20 protein-coding genes are annotated in these 19,986 nt (G+C 40.4%); 15 read left to right on the forward strand and 5 right to left on the reverse strand.

Annotation, left to right across the window (positions count from 1 at the left end; all coding sequences use genetic code 11):
* From M3166_RS17650 to M3166_RS17685, 8 genes are all read left to right on the forward strand, one after another.
* On the forward strand, positions 1–339 hold the full coding sequence (locus M3166_RS17650; RefSeq protein ID WP_008407452.1) for a Na(+)/H(+) antiporter subunit C: 339 nt from the start codon (positions 1–3) through the stop codon (positions 337–339).
* Positions 332–1,816 (forward strand): Na+/H+ antiporter subunit D, encoded by a 1,485-nt coding sequence (locus M3166_RS17655; RefSeq protein ID WP_251691380.1) that lies wholly within the window; start codon positions 332–334, stop codon positions 1,814–1,816. The genes M3166_RS17650 and M3166_RS17655 overlap by 8 nt, the downstream gene beginning before the upstream one ends.
* A 14-nt stretch (positions 1,817–1,830) precedes the next feature.
* Positions 1,831–2,313 carry a Na+/H+ antiporter subunit E gene (locus M3166_RS17660; protein WP_079523224.1) on the forward strand — a complete coding sequence of 161 codons (483 nt, stop codon included), beginning with the start codon at positions 1,831–1,833 and terminating at the stop codon, positions 2,311–2,313.
* On the forward strand, positions 2,310–2,594 hold the full coding sequence (locus M3166_RS17665) for a Na(+)/H(+) antiporter subunit F1 (protein ID WP_008407457.1): 285 nt from the start codon (positions 2,310–2,312) through the stop codon (positions 2,592–2,594). The genes M3166_RS17660 and M3166_RS17665 overlap by 4 nt, the downstream gene beginning before the upstream one ends.
* On the forward strand, positions 2,572–2,976 hold the full coding sequence (locus M3166_RS17670) for a Na+/H+ antiporter subunit G (protein WP_251691382.1): 405 nt from the start codon (positions 2,572–2,574) through the stop codon (positions 2,974–2,976). Before M3166_RS17665 ends, M3166_RS17670 begins: the two co-directional genes overlap by 23 nt.
* A 485-nt stretch (positions 2,977–3,461) precedes the next feature.
* Positions 3,462–3,833: a GntR family transcriptional regulator gene (locus M3166_RS17675; protein WP_251691384.1), complete on the forward strand. Its 372-nt coding sequence runs from the start codon at positions 3,462–3,464 to the stop codon at positions 3,831–3,833.
* Positions 3,834–4,025: 192 nt separating this feature from the next.
* Positions 4,026–4,844: a metallophosphoesterase gene (locus tag M3166_RS17680; protein WP_251691386.1), complete on the forward strand. Its 819-nt coding sequence runs from the start codon at positions 4,026–4,028 to the stop codon at positions 4,842–4,844.
* 170 nt (positions 4,845–5,014) lie between these two features.
* Complete coding sequence (locus M3166_RS17685; RefSeq protein WP_251691388.1) at positions 5,015–5,371, forward strand: rhodanese-like domain-containing protein; 357 nt, start codon at positions 5,015–5,017, stop codon at positions 5,369–5,371.
* A gap of 195 nt (positions 5,372–5,566) precedes the next feature.
* Here M3166_RS17685 and M3166_RS17690 read toward each other — a convergent pair whose 3' ends face one another.
* The gene (locus M3166_RS17690) at positions 5,567–6,742 is read right to left on the reverse strand and encodes an alanyl-tRNA editing protein (protein ID WP_251691396.1); all 1,176 of its coding nucleotides are present in this window, start codon (positions 6,740–6,742) and stop codon (positions 5,567–5,569) included.
* Between the two features lie 133 nt (positions 6,743–6,875).
* Here M3166_RS17690 and M3166_RS17695 point away from each other — a divergent pair, with 133 nt between their 5' ends.
* The gene (locus M3166_RS17695; protein WP_251691398.1) at positions 6,876–7,184 is read left to right on the forward strand and encodes a DUF6509 family protein; all 309 of its coding nucleotides are present in this window, start codon (positions 6,876–6,878) and stop codon (positions 7,182–7,184) included.
* Positions 7,185–7,220: 36 nt separating this feature from the next.
* Here M3166_RS17695 and M3166_RS17700 read toward each other — a convergent pair whose 3' ends face one another.
* From M3166_RS17700 to M3166_RS17710, 3 genes are all read right to left on the reverse strand, one after another.
* Positions 7,221–7,676: a helix-turn-helix domain-containing protein gene (locus M3166_RS17700; RefSeq protein WP_251691400.1), complete on the reverse strand. Its 456-nt coding sequence runs from the start codon at positions 7,674–7,676 to the stop codon at positions 7,221–7,223.
* 210 nt (positions 7,677–7,886) lie between these two features.
* Positions 7,887–9,488, reverse strand: coding sequence for a gamma-glutamyltransferase family protein (locus tag M3166_RS17705; RefSeq protein ID WP_251691402.1), 1,602 nt, complete (start codon positions 9,486–9,488; stop codon positions 7,887–7,889).
* A 156-nt stretch (positions 9,489–9,644) separates the two neighbouring features.
* On the reverse strand, positions 9,645–10,580 hold the full coding sequence (locus M3166_RS17710) for a Gfo/Idh/MocA family protein (protein WP_251691404.1): 936 nt from the start codon (positions 10,578–10,580) through the stop codon (positions 9,645–9,647).
* A 295-nt stretch (positions 10,581–10,875) separates the two neighbouring features.
* Here M3166_RS17710 and M3166_RS17715 point away from each other — a divergent pair, with 295 nt between their 5' ends.
* The 5 genes from M3166_RS17715 to M3166_RS17735 all read left to right on the forward strand — a co-directional run bounded on the left by M3166_RS17715 (position 10,876) and on the right by M3166_RS17735 (position 18,015).
* Complete coding sequence (locus tag M3166_RS17715) at positions 10,876–12,207, forward strand: FAD-dependent oxidoreductase (protein ID WP_251691406.1); 1,332 nt, start codon at positions 10,876–10,878, stop codon at positions 12,205–12,207.
* Between the two features lie 595 nt (positions 12,208–12,802).
* Positions 12,803–13,045: a spore protein Tlp gene (locus tag M3166_RS17720; RefSeq protein WP_251691408.1), complete on the forward strand. Its 243-nt coding sequence runs from the start codon at positions 12,803–12,805 to the stop codon at positions 13,043–13,045.
* A 228-nt stretch (positions 13,046–13,273) separates the two neighbouring features.
* Entirely contained in the window at positions 13,274–15,871 is a 2,598-nt protein-coding gene (locus M3166_RS17725) for a cation-translocating P-type ATPase (RefSeq protein WP_251691410.1), read from the forward strand.
* Between the two features lie 121 nt (positions 15,872–15,992).
* Complete coding sequence (locus tag M3166_RS17730) at positions 15,993–17,030, forward strand: nucleotide kinase (RefSeq protein ID WP_251691412.1); 1,038 nt, start codon at positions 15,993–15,995, stop codon at positions 17,028–17,030.
* A 202-nt stretch (positions 17,031–17,232) separates the two neighbouring features.
* Entirely contained in the window at positions 17,233–18,015 is a 783-nt protein-coding gene (locus tag M3166_RS17735; RefSeq protein WP_079523254.1) for an SDR family oxidoreductase, read from the forward strand.
* A 60-nt stretch (positions 18,016–18,075) separates the two neighbouring features.
* Here the strand turns inward: M3166_RS17735 and M3166_RS17740 are convergent, their stop codons facing one another.
* The gene (locus tag M3166_RS17740; protein ID WP_251691414.1) at positions 18,076–18,429 is read right to left on the reverse strand and encodes a YbgA family protein; all 354 of its coding nucleotides are present in this window, start codon (positions 18,427–18,429) and stop codon (positions 18,076–18,078) included.
* A 252-nt stretch (positions 18,430–18,681) separates the two neighbouring features.
* Here M3166_RS17740 and M3166_RS17745 point away from each other — a divergent pair, with 252 nt between their 5' ends.
* Positions 18,682–19,977, forward strand: coding sequence for an acetamidase/formamidase family protein (locus M3166_RS17745; protein WP_435368096.1), 1,296 nt, complete (start codon positions 18,682–18,684; stop codon positions 19,975–19,977).
* Positions 19,978–19,986: the final 9 nt, after the last annotated feature.

Consider the following 19,986-nt stretch of genomic DNA (forward strand, 5'->3'; position numbering starts at 1 on the left):
ATGGAATCATTAATGATTGTACTTGTCGGCATTCTAGTCGCAGTCGCTACTTATTTAATCCTCTCTCGTAGTGTCATACGCGTGATTGTCGGCACCGCCATTTTATCTCATGCCGTTCACCTATTGTTATTGACGGTCGGCGGGTTGAAGAAGGGGAGTGTGCCGTTATTAGGTCAAGCGGCCGCACCATATACCGACGCTTTGCCACAAGCATTGATCTTAACAGCAATCGTTATTAGCTTTGCTGTTACGGCATTTTTACTTGTGCTGGCTTATCGGATGTATTTAATGAACGGAACCGATGATCTAGGGGAACTTGGAGGGTCATCAGATGAATAATATAATAGTTTTACCAATGATTGTGCCGATAATAACGGCCGCATTATTAGTATTTTTAAATAATAATATTAAACTTCAGCGGGTTGTTAGTTTAATTACAATGATTTTTGTAATAGGGACTTCTGTTGTCCTGCTACAGCTTATTCAAACAGAAGGTATCATGCGTATAGACTTTAGTGGTTGGGCACCGCCGTTCGGTATTTTATTTGTCGCCGATTCATTTGCGGTACTGCTTGTTTTAACGGCAAGCATCGTTACAACGATCTGTTTAATTTATGCTTTTTCCACAATTGGCGAGCGTCATGAAAGAATGTATTTTTATCCATTTGTGTTGTTTTTACTGGCAGGTGTAAACGGTTCGTTTTTAACAGGCGATATTTTCAACTTATTCGTTTGTTTTGAAGTAATGCTTCTGGCGTCATATGTATTAGTTGCATTAGGCGGGGGAAAGATACAGCTGCGCGAGTCGATCAAGTATGTACTCATTAATGTTGTCGCATCCTGGATTTTCCTCGTTGCACTGGCGTTTATGTATGGAACGTTAAAGACGCTTAATATGGCACATATTGCACAGCGCGTTGCAGAAGCCGGTCAAGATCCGTTATTAACGGTTGTCGCACTTGTTTTCCTCATTGTTTTTGCTTTAAAAGGAGGATTGCTGCTATTCTTTTGGCTGCCTGGTTCCTACAGTGTGCCTCCAACAGCAGTACAGGCATTATTTGCTGCGCTATTAACAAAAGTCGGCATGTATGCATTATTCCGTACGTTCACGCTTATGTTCCCGTTACAGCCGGAAATTACGCATACGGCCATCGGTGTGATGGCGGGGCTGACGATTATTGCGGGATGTATGGGTGCATTTGCCGGACGCGATGTTCGGACAATTGCTACGTATAACGTCATCATTAGTGTTGGCTTTATAATGGTGGCACTTGCGATCGGAACTGAGTCAGCAATGGCAGGCGCGGTTTATTATTTAATCCACGATATGCTTGGTAAGGCGCTGCTGTTTTTACTTATTGGAACAATGGTGCTTTTAACAGGGGAAATTGTCGTGAAAAATATGAATGGGTTAATTCGAATTTATCCGGTATTTGGGTGGCTGTTCTTTATTATGATGTGTGCGCTTGTCGGAATTCCGCCGTTAAGCGGGTTTATCGGAAAAGTATTGATCGGCCAAGGTGCTGTTGAAGCAGAGGCGTATATTTTATTGGCGCTGGCATTCGGTTCGAGTATCATCGTACTCTATTCATTAATGCGTATTTTCCTTGCTTCATTTTTTGGAGAAACATCGATTAATGAAGAGGACAAGATTCGGATGCCACGCGGTGCGATGGTATCGTTTGTGCTATTGACGATTTGTATCGTTGCTTTAGGAGTTGGCGCAGAAGGGCTGGCAGTTTATGTGAATGATGCAGCCTACACATTATCCAACCCTTCCGTATACATTGATGCGATTTTAAATACGAATAAGTAAAGGAGGGTGAGCACATGTTAGGTCAATTTATTATTAATTTATTTATTGCGGCGCTATGGTTTTTGTTGAAGGATGATCCAACTGCAGACTTTACGACGTTTATGTCAGGCTTTTTAGTCGGAACATTGATTTTATATGCTATGCACAGGTTTTTCGGAACACAGTTTTACTTGCGTCGTGTACTAAAGATTATTAAGCTCATCCTCATATTTATTCGAGAGCTGCTTTCATCAAGTATTTCTGTATTAAAACAAGTGCTGGATCCACAGATGAATTTTACACCGGGCATTTTTACTTATGAAACAGAATTAAGAGGGGACTACCAAGTAACGACATTGGCCCTGTTATTAACATTGACACCGGGTTCTGTTGTAATGGAAGTCTCAGAAGATAACAGCACGTTTTATATTCATGCGATGGATATAGAAGAATCGAAAGAAACGGTACTCCGTTCAATCGGCAAGTTTGAACGTGCCATTTTGGAGGTGACACAATGATCGATTTGATTCTAAAGGCGGCACTTGTTCTATTTATGGTGGCAATCGGACTATCCCTATTTCGTGTGATAAAAGGGCCGTCATTACCTGACCGCGCAATCGCACTTGATACGATTGGTGTAAATTTAATTTCTGCGATCGCCATCGTGTCGATTGTTTTAAAAACAAAGGCATTTTTGGAAGCCATTTTAATATTGGGTATTTTAGCATTTATCGGAACGATCGCATTCTCGAAATATATAGAAAGAGGTGTCATTGTTGAACGTAAATCAGCTGATTGAATTAATGGCGGCACTTCTTATCTTGTTTGGCGCAATTGTGAGTGTCATTAGCGCATTCGGCATGATACGTTTACCAGATGTGTATACACGCTCACACGCAGCAACGAAAAGTGCGACACTCTCTGTATTGCTTTGTTTGTTCGGCGGGTTCATTTACTTTTGGATCCATGATGGCTATGTGAGTATTCGCCTCATTTTAGGGATTATCTTCGTATTTATTACAGCCCCTGTTTCCGGGCATTTAGTATGTCGCGCGGCATATCGTTCACGCGTACCGCTAGCTGAAGGTTCTGGAGACGATGCATTAAATGAAATCCTGTTCGGCGAAGAAAATTTGCAAGTAAAAGAAGAAGTGGAAGCTACATTGAAAGAAATTAAATAATGAATGGAAAAGCATTTTAAAAGTGATGGCATGTCGCTTTTAGAATGCTTTTTTTAGTGGATAAAAAATAGAGCAATGTGGATAACTTGTAGATAAAGTTCGGTACTTATCATAGGTAAAGGGACAGTTATTTATTTTTTAACTAAGCATTATTACGAGAAATTAAAATTATTCATTTTTTTATAAGAATGGGCAGGTTTAACTTAGAAAAATGTGACGATTTTTAGAACAAATGAAAATATATTCGAATATTTTTTTGGAATCTTGTTCTAAAATAGAATTCCACAATATTCTTTGTGGATAAGTATAATACAATCTGTTGAAAAATCGTGATTAAATTGTGGATAATTAACGTTAATGTGTATAACTTTGTGGATAAATAGTATATGTGGATAATATTTCTTTATTTATTGACAAATAAGCTCGTTTTTTGTATAGTACATTACAACACTAATGTACTGGATAACTTGGAAAGGAGAATCTCATTGATTTTTAACACACAAAGTACAATGCCTATTTATATGCAAGTAGCGGAATGGATTGAAAATGAGATATTGGCGGATCGGGTGCTTCCGGAAGGAAAAGTGTATTCGCAGTATCAGCTTGCTGAAATTTTTAATATTAATCCGGCAACCGCAGGAAAAGGCCTGACAATTTTAGTAGAAAAAGAAATTTTATATAAAAAGAGAGGACTTGGAATGTTCGTGATCGGGGATGCAAAACATCGGATTTTAACAACAAGACGAAGTGACACATTGACGAAGATGGCAAAGGAAATCGTAGAAGAAGCAAAACGTTTAGGCGTGATGGATGAAGATTTGATTGAGCTGATCAAGCATATTCAAAAGGAGGTGTGAGTGAATGATTGTATACCGCTTAGTTTATCAATAGATTTACTGAACACTTTCAAGTACGAAAGCTATAATAATCCACTCAACGAATTGGTAAACGGATTTTACACTTGAATGTTCCGAAACAGTTCAATATTATTGATAAAGATGGGTGGTATTAGTCGCTGCTTAAAACTCACAATGAATTGAGCGAATAAATTGAAAAAGTTATTGAAATTAATCATTTTTATAGGTGTTGTCTATCTATTTTTATATATAAATAATAATTGGCTTGTAACAACCGATTATGTACATGAATCAGAGAAAGTTCCGGAAAGCTTTGATGGTTACCGGATTACCCAAGTTACCGATTTGCATGATGCGACATTCGGGGAAAATCAGTCAAGGTTAGTGGAAAAAGTGCGGGCTACCAAACCGGATGCTATTTTCATAACGGGTGACTTAGTGGATAGTCGCCGCTATGACTTGGAAAACAGCTTGCAGGCTGTGCGCCAATTAGTCGATATTGCGGATGTTTACTATGTTCTTGGCAATCACGAGGTTGCATTGAATTTAACAGATGAAATTTATGCGGCTTTAAATGAGCTGGGTGTCCATGTGTTACCGAATGATGCGGTACAGTTGGAGCGCAACGGAGAGCACATTGTCATTGCGGGTATTGAGGACCCGTTAATGGGGAAAGAAGTGGGACAGTCGATCGATGAAGCACTGTACAATATGAATCCAGATGCATTTAAAGTGCTACTGTCGCACCGTCCTGAGGTGTTTGAAACATATGTTGAAAAGGACATTGACCTAGTGTTAACAGGACATGCACATGGTGGTCAAATTCGTCTGCCATTTATCGGCGGACTTTTTGCGCCAACTCAAGGTTTCATGCCAACATACACAGCAGGTATTTATGAACAGCAGGATACGGAAATGATTGTAAATCGGGGCTTGGGGAACAGCCTGTTTCCTTACCGGGTCTTTAATCTGCCTGAAATTTATGTCGTTGAGTTGAAAAAGGAAAGCTAGTTAGTAGTTTTCTAATATATGCTGCAGGTTTTCTAATAAACTGCAAAAAGTTCTAATATATTTCCAGACCTTCAATAAAGGGCGGAATTCCCGTTATCACAGCGCAAAATATTCGTAAGCTTATGCAGATTATCGTAAAATAAGTGAAAATAGATTTTAGGAGTATGCAAATGGAAGGGATTATTACACTACTTGCAATGGTGGGAATTATTGCAATGATTGTGCGTTTTATGCCGAAAAAAGGCGTGAAATATATTACTACAAAAGAACTGCAGCCTTTACTGGAAGACGAGAAATATGTATTTGTGGATGTCCGGACGGAAAAAGAATATAAAGAGGCCCATATTCCTCAGTTTATTAATCGTCCGCTTGGAACGTATTTAGGGGATTTGCCGAAAGATCGTCCTGTTGTTGTCATTTGCCAAAGTGGTGCGCGCAGTAATAAAGCGTGCAAGGAACTCGTAAAGCTAGGTTATACCGATATAACAAATGTTCGCCGTGGGATGAATGGACTGCGTGCAGGATAAAATAAGAGAAGCTAATGAATGGCTCAACCCATCATTAGCTTCTTTTTCATTTATCCCGCATTAACGGGTAGTAAGACTCCAACCTCCAGGTTTAGGCAGGGCAAAAAAATAGGCGGGAGATCAACTACCCGTAAAAGCCCGATTGGTTCAACTAACAATCCGTGGTGGAAAACCCCCACGGATTGAAGTTTCACTTTATCGAACTGCTTCTTTCATTGCCTCAATCAGCGCTTCAGCTGAAATGGTTTTTTCACCGCCGCCTTGGACAAGTGCATCATTTCCGCCGCCTTTACCATTAATGAGCGGTAAAGCAGTTGCAGAAATATCTTTCATCGATTTTGTTTGCTCACTGCCGCGTGCCGCAACAAATTGTAGCTTGTCTTCATTATTGGCAACGAGCAGTGCGATTGCCTCACCATTTTGCTGTGTAATAAAACGCGCCAGCTTCTGCAGGCTTTGAATCGAGCGGTTTTCAAATGTCGCTGCAGCAACTGTTTCGTTTGCTAATTCTTTTGCTTCGAATTCAAGAAGGGCATCTTGTGCTTCCGTTAAATTCTTCTCTGTTTGCTTTGCTGTTTTCGCGAATTTACGCAACGCATCAGCAGCTTCATCTTCCGGTGCGCTCAATTGGCGTGCCACATCGCTTAAAACCTGTTTACGCATAGCCAGCTGCTGTAACACGCGATTGCCGCAGACGAAGTGTACACGAATCTGCTTCTTCATTTTCTCTGTAGCTAAAATTTTCAATAAGCCTACTTGTCCGGTAGAAGTGGGATGTGTACCACCACAGCCATTGTAGTCATAGTCAGGGATAATAACTAAACGAATATCTTCGTCGACTTTTACATCTTTCCGTAAGTTATATTGTGCTAATTCTTCTTTTGTCACCCACTTAGTTTCAATAGGACGGTTTTCCCAAATAATTTCATTAGCCCGTTTTTCCACTGCTGCCAGCTGATCTTCCGATACTTCGCCAACATTTAAATCGATTGTGACAAGCTCTGTCCCTAAGTGGAAGCTCACTGTCGCCATATCGAATAATTCCACAAAGGCTGCTGTTAAAATATGTTGTCCCGCATGTTGTTGCATATGGTCGAATCGGCGCGACCAATGAAGTTTCCCGGATATTTCCCCGGAAATATTCGACACATCGGCTGCCGTATAATGACGAATTTCCTCATCAATTTTCTCAACATCGATAATTTCCAATTCATTAATCCAGCCCGTATCGTGGGGTTGCCCGCCACCAGTAGGATAAAATGCCGTATTGTTTAGTACAATGAAATTTCCTGTGTCGTCTTTACCTGTTTTCACAACTTGTGCCGTAAATTCCTTCATCATTGCATCTTCGTAATAAAATAGATTTTTCAATGTCCATCACTCCTTAGTTTCTAGTTTGTCATATGAAAACGTTGCTGTCACGGTGTAAATAATGATTGTTATTTGACGCGGGGCAATTTTCGTTTATGATAAAATAGAAGCATTTCCCGGAAGGAGCATGAATATGAATATTACGCAATTTTCAATAGAAGAAATTTTAGATCCGACAAAGATTATTGAAGGTAAGCGTTATGAGTTTTTATTAGATGTAGAAGTGGATGAGGAAGATGAACTGTATTCCGCTGCAGGATTAGAGATTCGTGTGATTGTAGGGGTAATTGACGACAATGTACGCATCGTGAACTATTTTATTATTGATAAATCTAATAATGAGTTTTTGGATTTTGCATTGGAAGAAGACGAAGAAGCGATGATATTGGAGTTTTGCAAAGAGGAATTATATGCTGATTCAAGTGAAACAGAAGCTGAATAATCGGTATAAAAAAGGTAGCGAATGCGCTACCTTTTTTTATTCAATATATTTTGTTTTTAACTGGTCTGCACCAATCCCGCCGATTACCATTAAAGCTAGCGGCAAGAAGTTTGATAGGATTTTTGGTAAGCCTTCAGGAATAATAACATCCATACCAGCAAAATGATTTAAACCCATAATAATCAGTTTTGCAACCAATAAAAATGCACCTAATAAAAATACGCTATCAAAGAACGCTTTCCATTTTGGATACGCCAATTTCTTACTATCTCGAATTACTTTTTCTTTCAATTCACCATCACTCCTCAACATTTCATCAATTGTGATGCCAAACAAATCACTCAAATCAATGATTACTTCAATACTCGGATAGTTCTTCCCGGTTTCCCATTTAGAAACGGATTGGCGACTAACATGGATTTTTTCGGCAAGATCCGCTTGTGACCAACCTCTTTTTTCTCGCTCTTTTTTTAATCGTTCACTAAAAATCATGTGAGTCATCCCCTTCCTTGTTTTCAGTATTGATGAAATGTACGGGTAAAGTAAAGATAGTTATAGGTGCGTAAGGCAGCAACCTCTTGTTGCCACTGCAGTTTTTGCAGTTTAATCATACATTAAGATAGTAAAAAATGAAAAAATATAAATAGGAGTATCCCGCAAAATTACTTCAACGGGATACTCCTGTTTTGTTGTAAAAACTACTTACCAAGCGGCAATTGCGCCATCTGTACGTGGCTCTGTTCCACCATACAGCACGCCTGTCTTCTGGTCCCGCCATATAATTTGACCGCGTCCGAAACTGCCGCCGTCGACTGCAACTCGAATGTCGTGGCCTTTACGTTGCAATGCATGCACTAAATAACTAGGGAAGTGCGGCTCGACTTCGACGCGCTTTTCACCGATCCATTGCCATCTGGGCATATCAAGTGCTGCTTGCGGGTTGAGTGCGAAGTCGATTGTGGATGTAACGACCTGGAAATGCCCTTGAGGCTGCATATATCCACCCATTACGCCAAATGGACCGACCGCTTCATCATCCTTTGTCAAAAATCCTGGGATAATTGTATTGAATGTTCGTTTTCCAGGCTTTAAGAAGTTTGGATGTGTTTCATCCAGTGAGAAATCATAGCCCCGGTTTTGAAGCGCTATACCTGTTTCCGGAATGACAATGCCTGAACCGAAGCCCATATAGTTACTTTGGATATACGACACCATATTGCCGTCCGCATCAGCTGTTGCCAAATACACCGTACCGCCTTTTGGAATCTCGAAAGGTTTTGGATCAATTGCTGTCTCACTGATTTCAGCAAAGCGTGACTCTCCGTAAGTGTTTGATAAAAGTGTATCGACATCGACCGGCATGTCATTTGATTCTGTGACAAACGCCTTACCGTCCGTATATGCTAGCTTCATCGCTTCAATCTGATTATGTAATGTTTGTGCATCCTGCCATTTTGACTCGGCATGCTGATAAATGTTCAGCGCCATCTGTGCAACAATACCCTGTCCATTCGGCGGAATTTCCCATACGTCATAGCCCTTGTAATGCACTTTAATCGGGTTTACCCATTCAGGTTCATAGCTTGCCAAATCTTCCTTTGAAATAAAGCCGTTATGTTTTTTCATGAAGGCATCAATTTTATCTGCGATTTCGCCCTTGTAGAAAGCCTCGCCATTTGTTTTGGCGATTTTACGCAACGTATCTCCGTGTGCTGGAGAGTTCCATACTTCGCCAATTTCCGGCATCCGTCCATCGATTGAAAATGTTTCAAACCAATGTTGGAATTCTTCGGATGTGAAATTCTTTTTATACTTTTTATAAGCCGATTGCCAGTATTGTCCGAGTGTTACAGAAATCGGATATCCTTCTTCTGCATAGGAGATGGCAGGGGCCAATACTTCGCTTAACGGCAATTTCCCAAATCGCTTTGATAAGGCTACCCATGCTGATGGTGCCCCTGGAACAGTAACGGGGATAACTCCATGCATCGGTATATAATCTAATCCTCGCTCTGTTAATGCTTCTTTGGAAATCGACTTGGCAGAAGGACCAGAAGCGTTTAACCCGTAAAGTTCATCTTTCATCCAGACGAGGGCAAATGCATCTCCGCCGATTCCGTTTGATGTAGGCTCAACAACAGTAAGTGCTGCTGCTGTCGCGATTGCTGCATCGACTGCATTGCCGCCTTTTTTTAAAATATCCAGTCCCGCCTGTGCTGCGAGCGGCTGGGATGTTGCGACCATTCCACGATTGGCGATGACTGTATTACGCTTACTTGGAAATGGATAATGTAAAAAGTCCAAAAAAAATCCCCCTTTGAATCTAATGGCCCAATAAAACGAATATTACGACTATTTTAGTACAGAAGGAGGTTCATTACAATTTAAATATTTCAGATTCCGAAATAAAAAGCTGTTTGGAAAGGGGGATTAGGCTTTCCAAACAGCTTCGAAATCATATTACTTTAACAGTTCATCAATCCAACGCTGCACTTTTAAGCCTTCCTCGAATGGTACGACAAATGCTTCTTCGCCTAAAAGGACTTTTCGACATGCATCAAGCATTGTTTCAGGGGCTTCGGCAGGGGTAATCTCCACTTCCGGCTCATAGGCTTTGCTTGTGTAGACATTAGACCAGTTTCGTAATGTTACAACTTTTTCTGTTCCGAAAATTTTAAAGTCGATGCGCTCTTCCTGTCCGATACCTGCAAGCCCGTTAATGACCATCGGGATGCCGTTTGCTGTTTTCGCTAAAGCAGATACCCCGACTTCACAAAGTGCTTGATCTTCAGGGTAAGCTGTTTCATGCGCCAAAATTTCAACATCACCGAATAAATGGTGTGTTAATTGCAAATAATGCGGGAAAATCTCCCGAATAAAGCCACCTTGCTTACGTGAAGCAATCCAAGGATTTTGCTGCCATTTACGCGGCCATTCAGGGAAATACGTATGCAGTTCAATACGGGTAATGTCACCCATATCTTTTGCAAGCTCTTGTTTCAGCTGATGGACTGCCGCACCGTACATTAACGGAAAATGCATCGCTGTTTGAACATTGGATTCATTTGCGATACGAACCATTATTTCTCCGTCTGCTGCATCATGGGCAAGCGGTTTTTCCGAGAGAATATGTAATTTGTGCTTTGCAATTTCTGCAGCAAGTGTTGCATGGCTGACAGGTGGTGTGCCGATATAAACCCAGTCCGGTTTTAAATTTAATAGCGCTTGTAAATCATTCGTTGTGGGTACATTATATTTAGCCGCCAATTGTGCTGTACGTGTTTCATTCGTATCAAATATTGCGGCAATTTCATAATGTTCGTTTTGCAGTGCCTGGTTAATAATGCGTTCACCGACAACACCAGTACCGATAATGCCAATCGTTGTTTTAGTCATTAAAGATTCTCCTTTTTTTATCAATTATGCCTTGGCGTAATTGCGTCTGGATTCGGCTTTGCGCCCCGGCGCAAAGATGTCCTTATCGAATCCATGACATCCGCCGGAGGCTTTATTTCTTTCGTCCGGTGTATGCCGGACGAAAGAAATATGGGATTTTTCTGATAGTTAGTGTAACATATTTTGGGAATACATAGGATTACGAAACAGCAAGGAATGATATGCTATTAATAGCAACAATTTTCGGTAGCATTTTATTAAGAAAGAGAAAAGTGTATTGAGGAGTGGATCAAATATGAAAGTTGTAATTATAGGCGGAGACGCGGCAGGTATGAGTGCAGCAATGGAAATTGTGCGTAATATTAAGGCCGCCCACGTTGTCGTATTAGAAAAAGGCGAAGTTTATTCTTATGGACAATGCGGATTGCCCTACGTAATTAATGGAAAAGTTCCTCATGCAGAAGATTTGATTGCAAGGGATGTGGAGGAGTTCCGCTCGAAATACGGAATTGATGCACGCATTTTCCATGAAGTGACAGCAGTTGATACAAAACTCCAAAAAGTGAGTGGTATTGATGTAAACAGCAAGGAGCCATTCGAATTTATATACGATAAACTGCTCATCGCAACAGGAGCATCACCAACAATGCCGAAAATCGAAAATGCTCATTTAAAAGGGATTCATACAGTAAAAACAATTCCACAAATGAATGAACTGATGGAACAGTTGCCGAATGTGAAGCACGTTACGGTCATCGGTGGAGGTTATATTGGTCTTGAAGTTGTTGAAACAATACGGGAGCGCGGTCTGGATGTGCGTCTCATTCAACGGGGAAGCACATTAATGTCGATTCTTGATGAGCAGCTGACCGATATTATTTATGAGGAAGCAGTCAAAAATGGTGTGGAAGTTTTATTAAATGAAGATACGATAGGCTACGAAGGAACAGAATTTGTGGAGGCAGTTCGGACAAACAGTGGTGTGCATAAAACAGACCTTGTCATCGTCGCGACAGGAGTCCGTCCAAATACACATTTTGCACAAGGTTTTGCCAAGCTGGAAAATGGAGCACTTATCGTCAATGAAAAAATGGAGACTTCGATTGCTAATGTGTATTCGGCAGGGGACTGTGCATCTCATTTTAACCGTGTAAACCAGAAGGACGATTATTTACCGCTTGGGACGACAGCAAACAAACAGGGGCGAATTGCCGGGTTGAATATTGCTGGCTTTAATCAGAAGTTCGCTGGAATTGTCGGAACATCCATCTTAAAGTTTTTTGATCTGCATATAGGCATGACAGGATTAAATAATCAGGCTGCAGATCGTTTAAATGCACTTGTAGAAGCGTATGTAATGGAAGTGAATGATATTGCAAGCTACTATCCGAATGTCCAGCCGATGAAGCTTCGAATGCTTGTCGAACAGCAAAGCCGCAAGCTCGTTGGTCTCCAAATAGTAGGAAAGCACGGGGTCGATAAACGGATTGATGTATTTGCGACAGCGCTTTACAATAAAATGACCTTCGAGGAACTGTTGGACTTGGATTTAGCTTATGCACCGCCATTTAGCGGCGTGTGGGATGCGATTATGCAGGCACCAAAACGCTATGGTAAAAAAAGATAAAACATCAAAAGCTCCAGCTACTATTGGGAAATAGCTGGAGCTTTTTGGTGCTTAACTTCTTTTAGTAGCATCTTCCCACCTATATAAAAGGTTGCAAGATGGCTGGAGGAAGTGTTTATATTTGTTTAAAGTGTGTGTTATAAACACTCGCTAAATGAAGTTAAAACCTCAGGTGGATATCCAACGTTGGATACAATTACGCTGTGACGTAATCGGCAAAGAGGTGGTTAGTCAAATTTGTTCAAATTAATTATGTATAGTTATGCGTTCATTCATGCTAGCAGCTATGACTTTCTGCAAAGGTGGAATCATGATGAAGGCTCACTACTTGTTTTGAACTTATCCATACTATAGCGCATAATTATTAGCAAAACGCCATTTTAATGAATATGTAAATAACATGTAAAATAGCTGATTATATAGCAAAACCTTTCGTATCAAGGGTTTAAAGGTGTTTTTAGTGCTTTTTAAAAATTTTTTATTGTATTTGTATAACAATAATATGACATCTGTGACGAAATAAAGAAATATTATGTTGGAATAAATAAAGTGAAGCAAAACAAACTAAATTTATCATCGAAAAGGAGGAATCATGATGAAAAACGACAGACATGATGTTTTCAACAAAGGATCGGAAAATGCGATAAGTTTAGGGAAAATGATTAACAATACAAAAGAAAATATACACGAGGCTGAAATTAGTAAAGAGTTTGCTCTTCCTGATGAACTGGAAAATATTGAAGAAAAAAATGCACGTCGCAGAACAGCCATTGCCCAATTGGAAGAACAAATCAGAGAAAGAAAAGCAGCCAAAGCTAGAAGGGACTCATTTAAATAGCGTTTTTTTAGTTTATAAATAAATAACCCATTTTAAACGTTAATCTTAATTTTTAGATTAACGTTTTTTTTGTATAAAACAGAGCTAAGTTTTATGAGATTTTTGTTGGGAAGTTTTCATTTTCATACTAAAACTATCATACAGTGTTTTGGGAGAGTTCTTCTATTTTAAATAGGATTGCTCAAAATAGTTATTTGCACCAATCAAATGACTTGAAGGAGGCTTTAAATGAAAGTAACAGAATATTACCAAGCATCTGTACAAGAAGTAATGAAAAAGTTAGATGTGACGCAGTATGGATTAACTGATTACGAAGTCCGCGGCCGCCAGAAAAAGTATGGCTATAACGAATTAAAAGAAGGAAAGCAGAAAAATATTTTCGAAGTTTTCTTCGAGCAGTTTCAGGATTTTTTAGTGCTCATTTTAATTGTTGCGGCAATTGTTTCAATTTTCCTTGGAGATATGGACAGTTCCATTGTCATTTTAATCGTCATTATATTAAATGCCATTCTCGGAACGGTTCAGCATGCCCGAGCTGAAAAATCATTGAACAGTTTAAAGGAAATGGCGGCACCCGTTTCAAAAGTTAAACGTAACGGGGAAATTATTGAAATACCATCTAGAAATGTAATAGTAGGGGATCTGCTCATTTTGGAAGCGGGCGATTCTATTAGTGCGGATGGACGAGTAGTCGAAAGTCATAGTTTGCAAATAAATGAAAGTTCATTAACAGGCGAATCTTTGGCGGTCGATAAAGTAGCCAATACAATTGTTGAAACAGAGCTTGCACTAGGAGACAGAAAAAACATGGTGTACTCCGGCAGCTTTGTGACAAATGGTCGTGGGGCAGTAGCAGTTACTTCAATCGGTATGAATACGGAAATCGGAAAAATTGCTAAGCTGATCGACAATGCGAAAGAGAAAAAAACACCTTTGCAAATCAATCTTGATAAATTCGGAAAACGTCTTGCCATTGGAATTATCCTGATTTGTATCGTAATTTTTGCTTTGGATATTATTCGGGGGCGTGAGCTGATTGATTCCTTTATGTTTGCAGTTTCATTGGCGGTCGCGGCAATTCCTGAAGCGTTAAGTTCGATTGTAACGATTGTACTGGCAGTAGGGACTCAAAATATGGCAAAGGAAAATGCGATTATCCGTAAATTGCCGGCAGTAGAAAGTTTGGGAAGTGTTTCGATTATTTGTACAGACAAAACCGGGACGCTGACACAAAACAAAATGACGGTTCAGGAAGTTTATACGGGCGAGCAGTTCTTCTCCTCCAACGAGCTGGAGCCGACCAACCCGAGTCATAAAAAACTGCTTGATTTTGCGATTCTTTGCAATGATTCTATGATGCTAAGGGATAAAACAATAGGAGATCCAACAGAACTTGCACTTGTAAAGTTAGGACATGAATTTGAAATGAGTGAGCAACTGATACGCGGGCTTCATCCGCGTGTAGGAGAGATTCCTTTCGATTCCACTCGAAAATTGATGAGTACTGTTCACCGTATGGGGAACCGTAATGTCATGATTACTAAAGGGGCAGTGGACGAGCTTCTTCCCCGTATTAGTCGAGTCGATTCAAGCAGCAGTTCGATTATTACGAACGAGCAGCTAGAAAAGATTAATCAGGCGAATACCGCATTTTCGAATGCCGGATTACGGGTAATTGCCATTACGTATAAAGAAGTCTTTTCTTCTAATATAAGTAAAAAGGACGAGCAAGGCTTAACATTTGTCGGGCTAATCGCGATGATGGACCCTCCGCGCGATGAATCGGCACAGGCAGTTGCAGACTGTATGGATGCGGGCATTAAACCTGTCATGATTACAGGGGACCACAAAATTACGGCAATCGCGATCGCGAAACAGCTCGGTATATTAAAAAGTCCTGATGAAGCAATTGAAGGAAAGGACATTGAAAAGCTTTCGGATCGGGAATTGAAAAATAAGGTGGAAAGCTTCTCTGTCTATGCTCGTGTATCTCCAGAGCACAAAATCCGTATTGTAAAGGCTTGGCAAGAAAAAGGACATGTTGTCGCAATGACGGGGGACGGGGTAAATGACGCCCCGGCACTAAAACAGGCTGAAATTGGTGTGGCAATGGGGAAAACAGGAACTGAAGTGGCTAAAGATGCGTCAGCAATGATTTTAACCGACGATAATTTTTTAACAATCGTCAAATCGATTTCCAACGGACGAAGTATTTATGCCAATATAAAAAATGCGATTAAATTCCTGTTATCCGGAAATGCAGGGGCGATCTTCGTTGTTTTATATGCAACGCTTTTCGCATTACCGGCTCCGTTTCTGCCGATCCATCTATTGTTTATCAACTTATTGACGGATAGCCTGCCAGCGATTGCGATTGGATTAGAACCGCATAATAAGAAACTGATGAAGGAAAAACCGCGGAATATAAATGAGTCACTGTTAAATAAAAAATTCGTATCCCAAGTAGGATTTGAAGGAGTAATTATTGCGGCAGTCACAATCATCGCCTTTCAAGTAGGCTTATCGACAGGTGATACAGCAGTTGCGACAACAATGGCGTTTGCAACATTATGTTTATCAAGACTACTGCATGGGTTCAATTGCCGTTCGGAAGATTCCATTTTTAAAATCGGAATTTTCTCGAATTTGGCAGTTTGGATTGCCTTTTTACTCGGGTTTACAATATTGAATTTTGTCCTGATCAACGGGTTATTCGAGGTAGCCGATTTGGCGAGTAGCCAATATTTAATGATTTATGGATTATCGTTAGTGCCGTTAGTTATTATCCAGGTTCGTAAACTGTTTTTCGGATCTGCCAAGGCATAAATGTAATGAACAAAACAGTATATGGCAACTTTTTTAGCTGGTTAACATAAAAATAAAGTTAACAAGGTTATGGAAGGATGACATTATTAGCACGACAATTAAACATTTCTTCGGCCAGGCAATGACAGGGCAGGGCATTAAAAATATTTATAAAGAGCTGATGGATGAAGCGCAAGCTGTATATTTACTAAAAGGAGCGCACGGTTTCAGAGTTTCGGAGTTGCTGCAGAAAATCGGGTTGCACTACTATGAAAAAGGTGCACACATTGAGTTTTTCTATGATCCTTTATTTGAAAATACGGTCGAAGCAGTTTATATTCAAGCCCCTCATCGTATACTAATTGTTCAAGCGACAAACCCGTCAATAGAACCGGTACTGCCAGGGGTACGGGATCATGTCATTTCCCTTTATGACTGTTTGAATGAACAACACATTGCATTGAGTGAAAATTTGACTTCGGTAAACGAATCGAAACAAGCCTACTATGAGCAGTGCTTTGCCAAGCTTTCCAATGCTATTCACATTCATGATGACTGGGAAGTGGAAACGAGAAGGCAAATGGAATGGAGCGGGTTGGATCAGCAGTTTGCGGAGTTGACGAACGAACTGTTTGGCGAAACGAATCGGCAGAAATCCGGCCAGCTTACACATCGCTTACTCGGAACATTAACCCCAACAGGAGCGCAGGACACAGTACAAAGCATTACGCAAAACCTTGAAAAGAGATTATTTATTAAAGGGTATCCCGGAACAGGAAAATCTTCGATGATGAAGAAATTAGCAAATGAAGCGATAAGCAGAGGCTTTGATGTACAACTCGTTTGGTGCGGACTGGATTCCAATTCGATCGATATGGTCATTATACCTGAATTGAAATTCTGTATTTTTGACAGTACGGAGCCGCACGTGTATTTCCCTGATGGAAATCGCCCTGGTGATGAAATTTTCGATATTGCCCAGCATTGTCATCCGACAGAAGTAGAGGAAAAGAATATAGAAGCAATCGTAGAAAAGTACAAAGCGACGATGGCAGATGCAAAACAATTTGCAGCGAAATACGCAGAACAAGAAAGGAAAGTTCGTGAAGCAGTAGATGCCGCTATCAATTTGGATGAATTCAATAAACGAACAGCCTTACTATTTGAGCTTTTTAATTAGGAAAAGAATTTTAATAGGCATGGATCCGAATTGATATCGGGTCCATGCCTTATTTTGTGATGCAGAATCTATATGATTAATATTATTTTAAAATAATGTATGAATTTTCGAAATAATAAATTTTTTAGGAGCTATAAATTTTACTCAAACAGAAAATACTGTATGCTGATGGTGAGCTTTTCATTACAAAGGAGGACAACTCATGAATCGTTTTGAAGGAAAAGTTATAATTGTTACCGGTGCAGGTTCTGGATTAGGACAAGCTGCCACATTGCAGCTTGCAAAGGAAGGCGCAAAGCTTGTACTCGTTGATTTAAATCAGGCAGGACTGGATGAAACGAAGAAAAAAGTGCTTGAAGTAGCACCAAATGCTGAAACATTGTTAGTGACAGCAAACGTAGCTACAGAAAGTGAAGTTGAAAATTTTGTGAATCAAACGGTTGAGAAATTCAGCAAAATTGATGGTTTCTTTAACAATGCGGGAATTGAAGGGAAACAAAACTTAACTGGAGATTACGGTATTGAGGAATTTCATAAAGTCATATCCGTCAATTTGAACGGTGTCTTCTATGGTATGAAATATGTGCTGAAAGTGATGAAGGAGCAAGGATACGGCTCGATTGTCAATACAGCTTCGGTTGGCGGAATCCGCGGTGTCGGAAACCAGTCAGGCTATGCGGCTAGTAAACATGGTGTTGTCGGGTTAACGCGTAACTCGGCGATTGAATACGGCCAATACGGAATTTCGATTAAAGCAATTGCCCCGGGTGCGATTATGACGCCAATGGTAGAAGGATCACTGCGCCAAATGGGTGGCGATAACTGGGAGGAAGTCGGCAAGGAGTTTGTAAAGCCAAATCCGATGAGACGTTTCGGTAAGCCGGAAGAAGTCGGTTATTTAGTAGCATTCCTGCTATCTAACGAAGCGGACTTCATTAACGCAGCGGTTATTCCAATCGACGGCGGGCAGTCCTATAAATATTAAATGGTAATCCCCTTAAAACATTTAAGGGGATTTTTTGTCCTCATTGATTCTCTTTCTTTTTTAACGCTTCAATACCCGACTTTCCAATAAATACGTTACTTCGTATTTCTCAGCCAGTCCTTTTAAAAAGGTTAATAGTTCACTGAAGTTTGTTGTTTGTATCAATTGTTCATACTGTTTTTTCTCTTCTTCGGTTGCAACCTTTTTAAAATAACCCCACATATGTTGGCAAGCATTGCGCATGCTGCCTTTTGTTGGTGTTAAGCTTAATGCCTGTTCGATCAGCGCTGAAATTTCTTCATAAGAGGCTTTATTTTTCATCGCCTGACGAATTACATTGTAATGATTTTGGCTATAAAACATCACATTGTATTTTTCCTCACGCCAAAGGATTTCCGTCTTTTTTTGATTCATAAAAGAGTCATCCTCCCATTCCACTTTTGCATAATCTACTAGTTGTTCACATTATATAAGATAGATAAAAGTTTTGCTTTTATAAGGAGTCAAATCCAACTTATAGTGTAAAAAGTTTGTATAATGAAGATAGGTTTTAAATTTACTGAATTTACTTAAAATTGAAGGAAAAGAGGGGTTCTAATGGTAAATGAACTAACAACAGTGAATGGACAATTAACAGGAGAGTCGGTATACCGGGATAAACCAGTTATTCAGGCTGCCGAAACAATTTTCGTCAATGAATTTACAGATGGTGTGTTAAATCCGAATGCACCAATGTTAGGACCTTTAAAAGATGGGGGTACAATCATTGCCAATACAGCACCTGGTTGTTGGGGCCCAATGATTACACCGACGATTCGCGGGGGGCACGAAGTAACAAAGCCCGTATATGTGGAAGGGGCGGAAGTCGGGGATGCAATCGTTATTCAAATTAAATCGATTCAAGTTACATCGATTGCGACTTCTTCGGGAACAGACGAAGCACAAAATGAACGCTTTATCGGGGATCCTTTCGTAAAGGTGAAATGTCCGGGGTGCGGGAAGCTACATCCGCCGACAATTGTACAAGGAATCGGTCAGGAGTCGGTAAAATGTATGACATGCGGGACGGATACAACACCATTTAAAATTTCCAACGGCTATACGATGGCATTTAATTCAAAAGGGAATGTCGGATTGACGGTCGGAAAAGAAGCTGCTCGCCGGATTGCCCAAGACAGCAAAAATTATATGAGAACTCCGGAAAATTCGATTCAAAATCCGATTACTTCATTCGCGCCGAGTGACCTGATCGGGGTACTAGCAAGAATGCGTCCGTTTGTTGGACAGCTTGGGACAACGCCGTCAAAAGCGATGCCGGATTCTCATAATGCTGGTGATTTCGGAACATTTCTAATTGGAGCGCCACATGAATTTACAATGACCGAAGACGAGCTGAATATCCACCGTACAGATGGACATATGGATATTAACCGTGTGCGCGAAGGGGCAGTTGTCATTTGTCCTGTAAAGGTTCCTGGTGGGGGTGTATATGTAGGGGATATGCATGCAATGCAGGGCGATGGTGAAATTGCCGGACATACGACTGATGTATCGGGTATTGTACAGCTACAGGTAAGTGTACTGAAAAAAGTAAATTTGGACGGTCCTATCTTGCTGCCGAATGTTGAAGATTTGCCTTATACCGCAAAACCTTTTACGAAAGAAGAAAAGCGCATTGCTCGTGATTTGGCAGAGGAATTTGGTGTGAAGCAGGTTGAGGAAAGTTTCCCGTTATCGATTGTAGGAACAGGGATTAACTTAAATGTGGCTACAGAAAATGCACTCGAGCGCACGGCAAAGTTATTTGAACTGACAGTGGAAGAAGTGAGAAACCGTGCAACCATTACCGGTGGAATTGAAATAGGAAGACATCCGGGTGTTGTGACTGCTACAGTTCAAATGCCAAAAACACTTTTGAAAAAAGCACGACTGTTTAAAACAGTTAAGCGTCAATATGACTGAATACAGTTG

Origin of the sequence: Solibacillus isronensis (assembly GCF_023715405.1) — a bacterium.
GTDB lineage: Bacteria > Bacillota > Bacilli > Bacillales_A > Planococcaceae > Solibacillus > Solibacillus isronensis_B.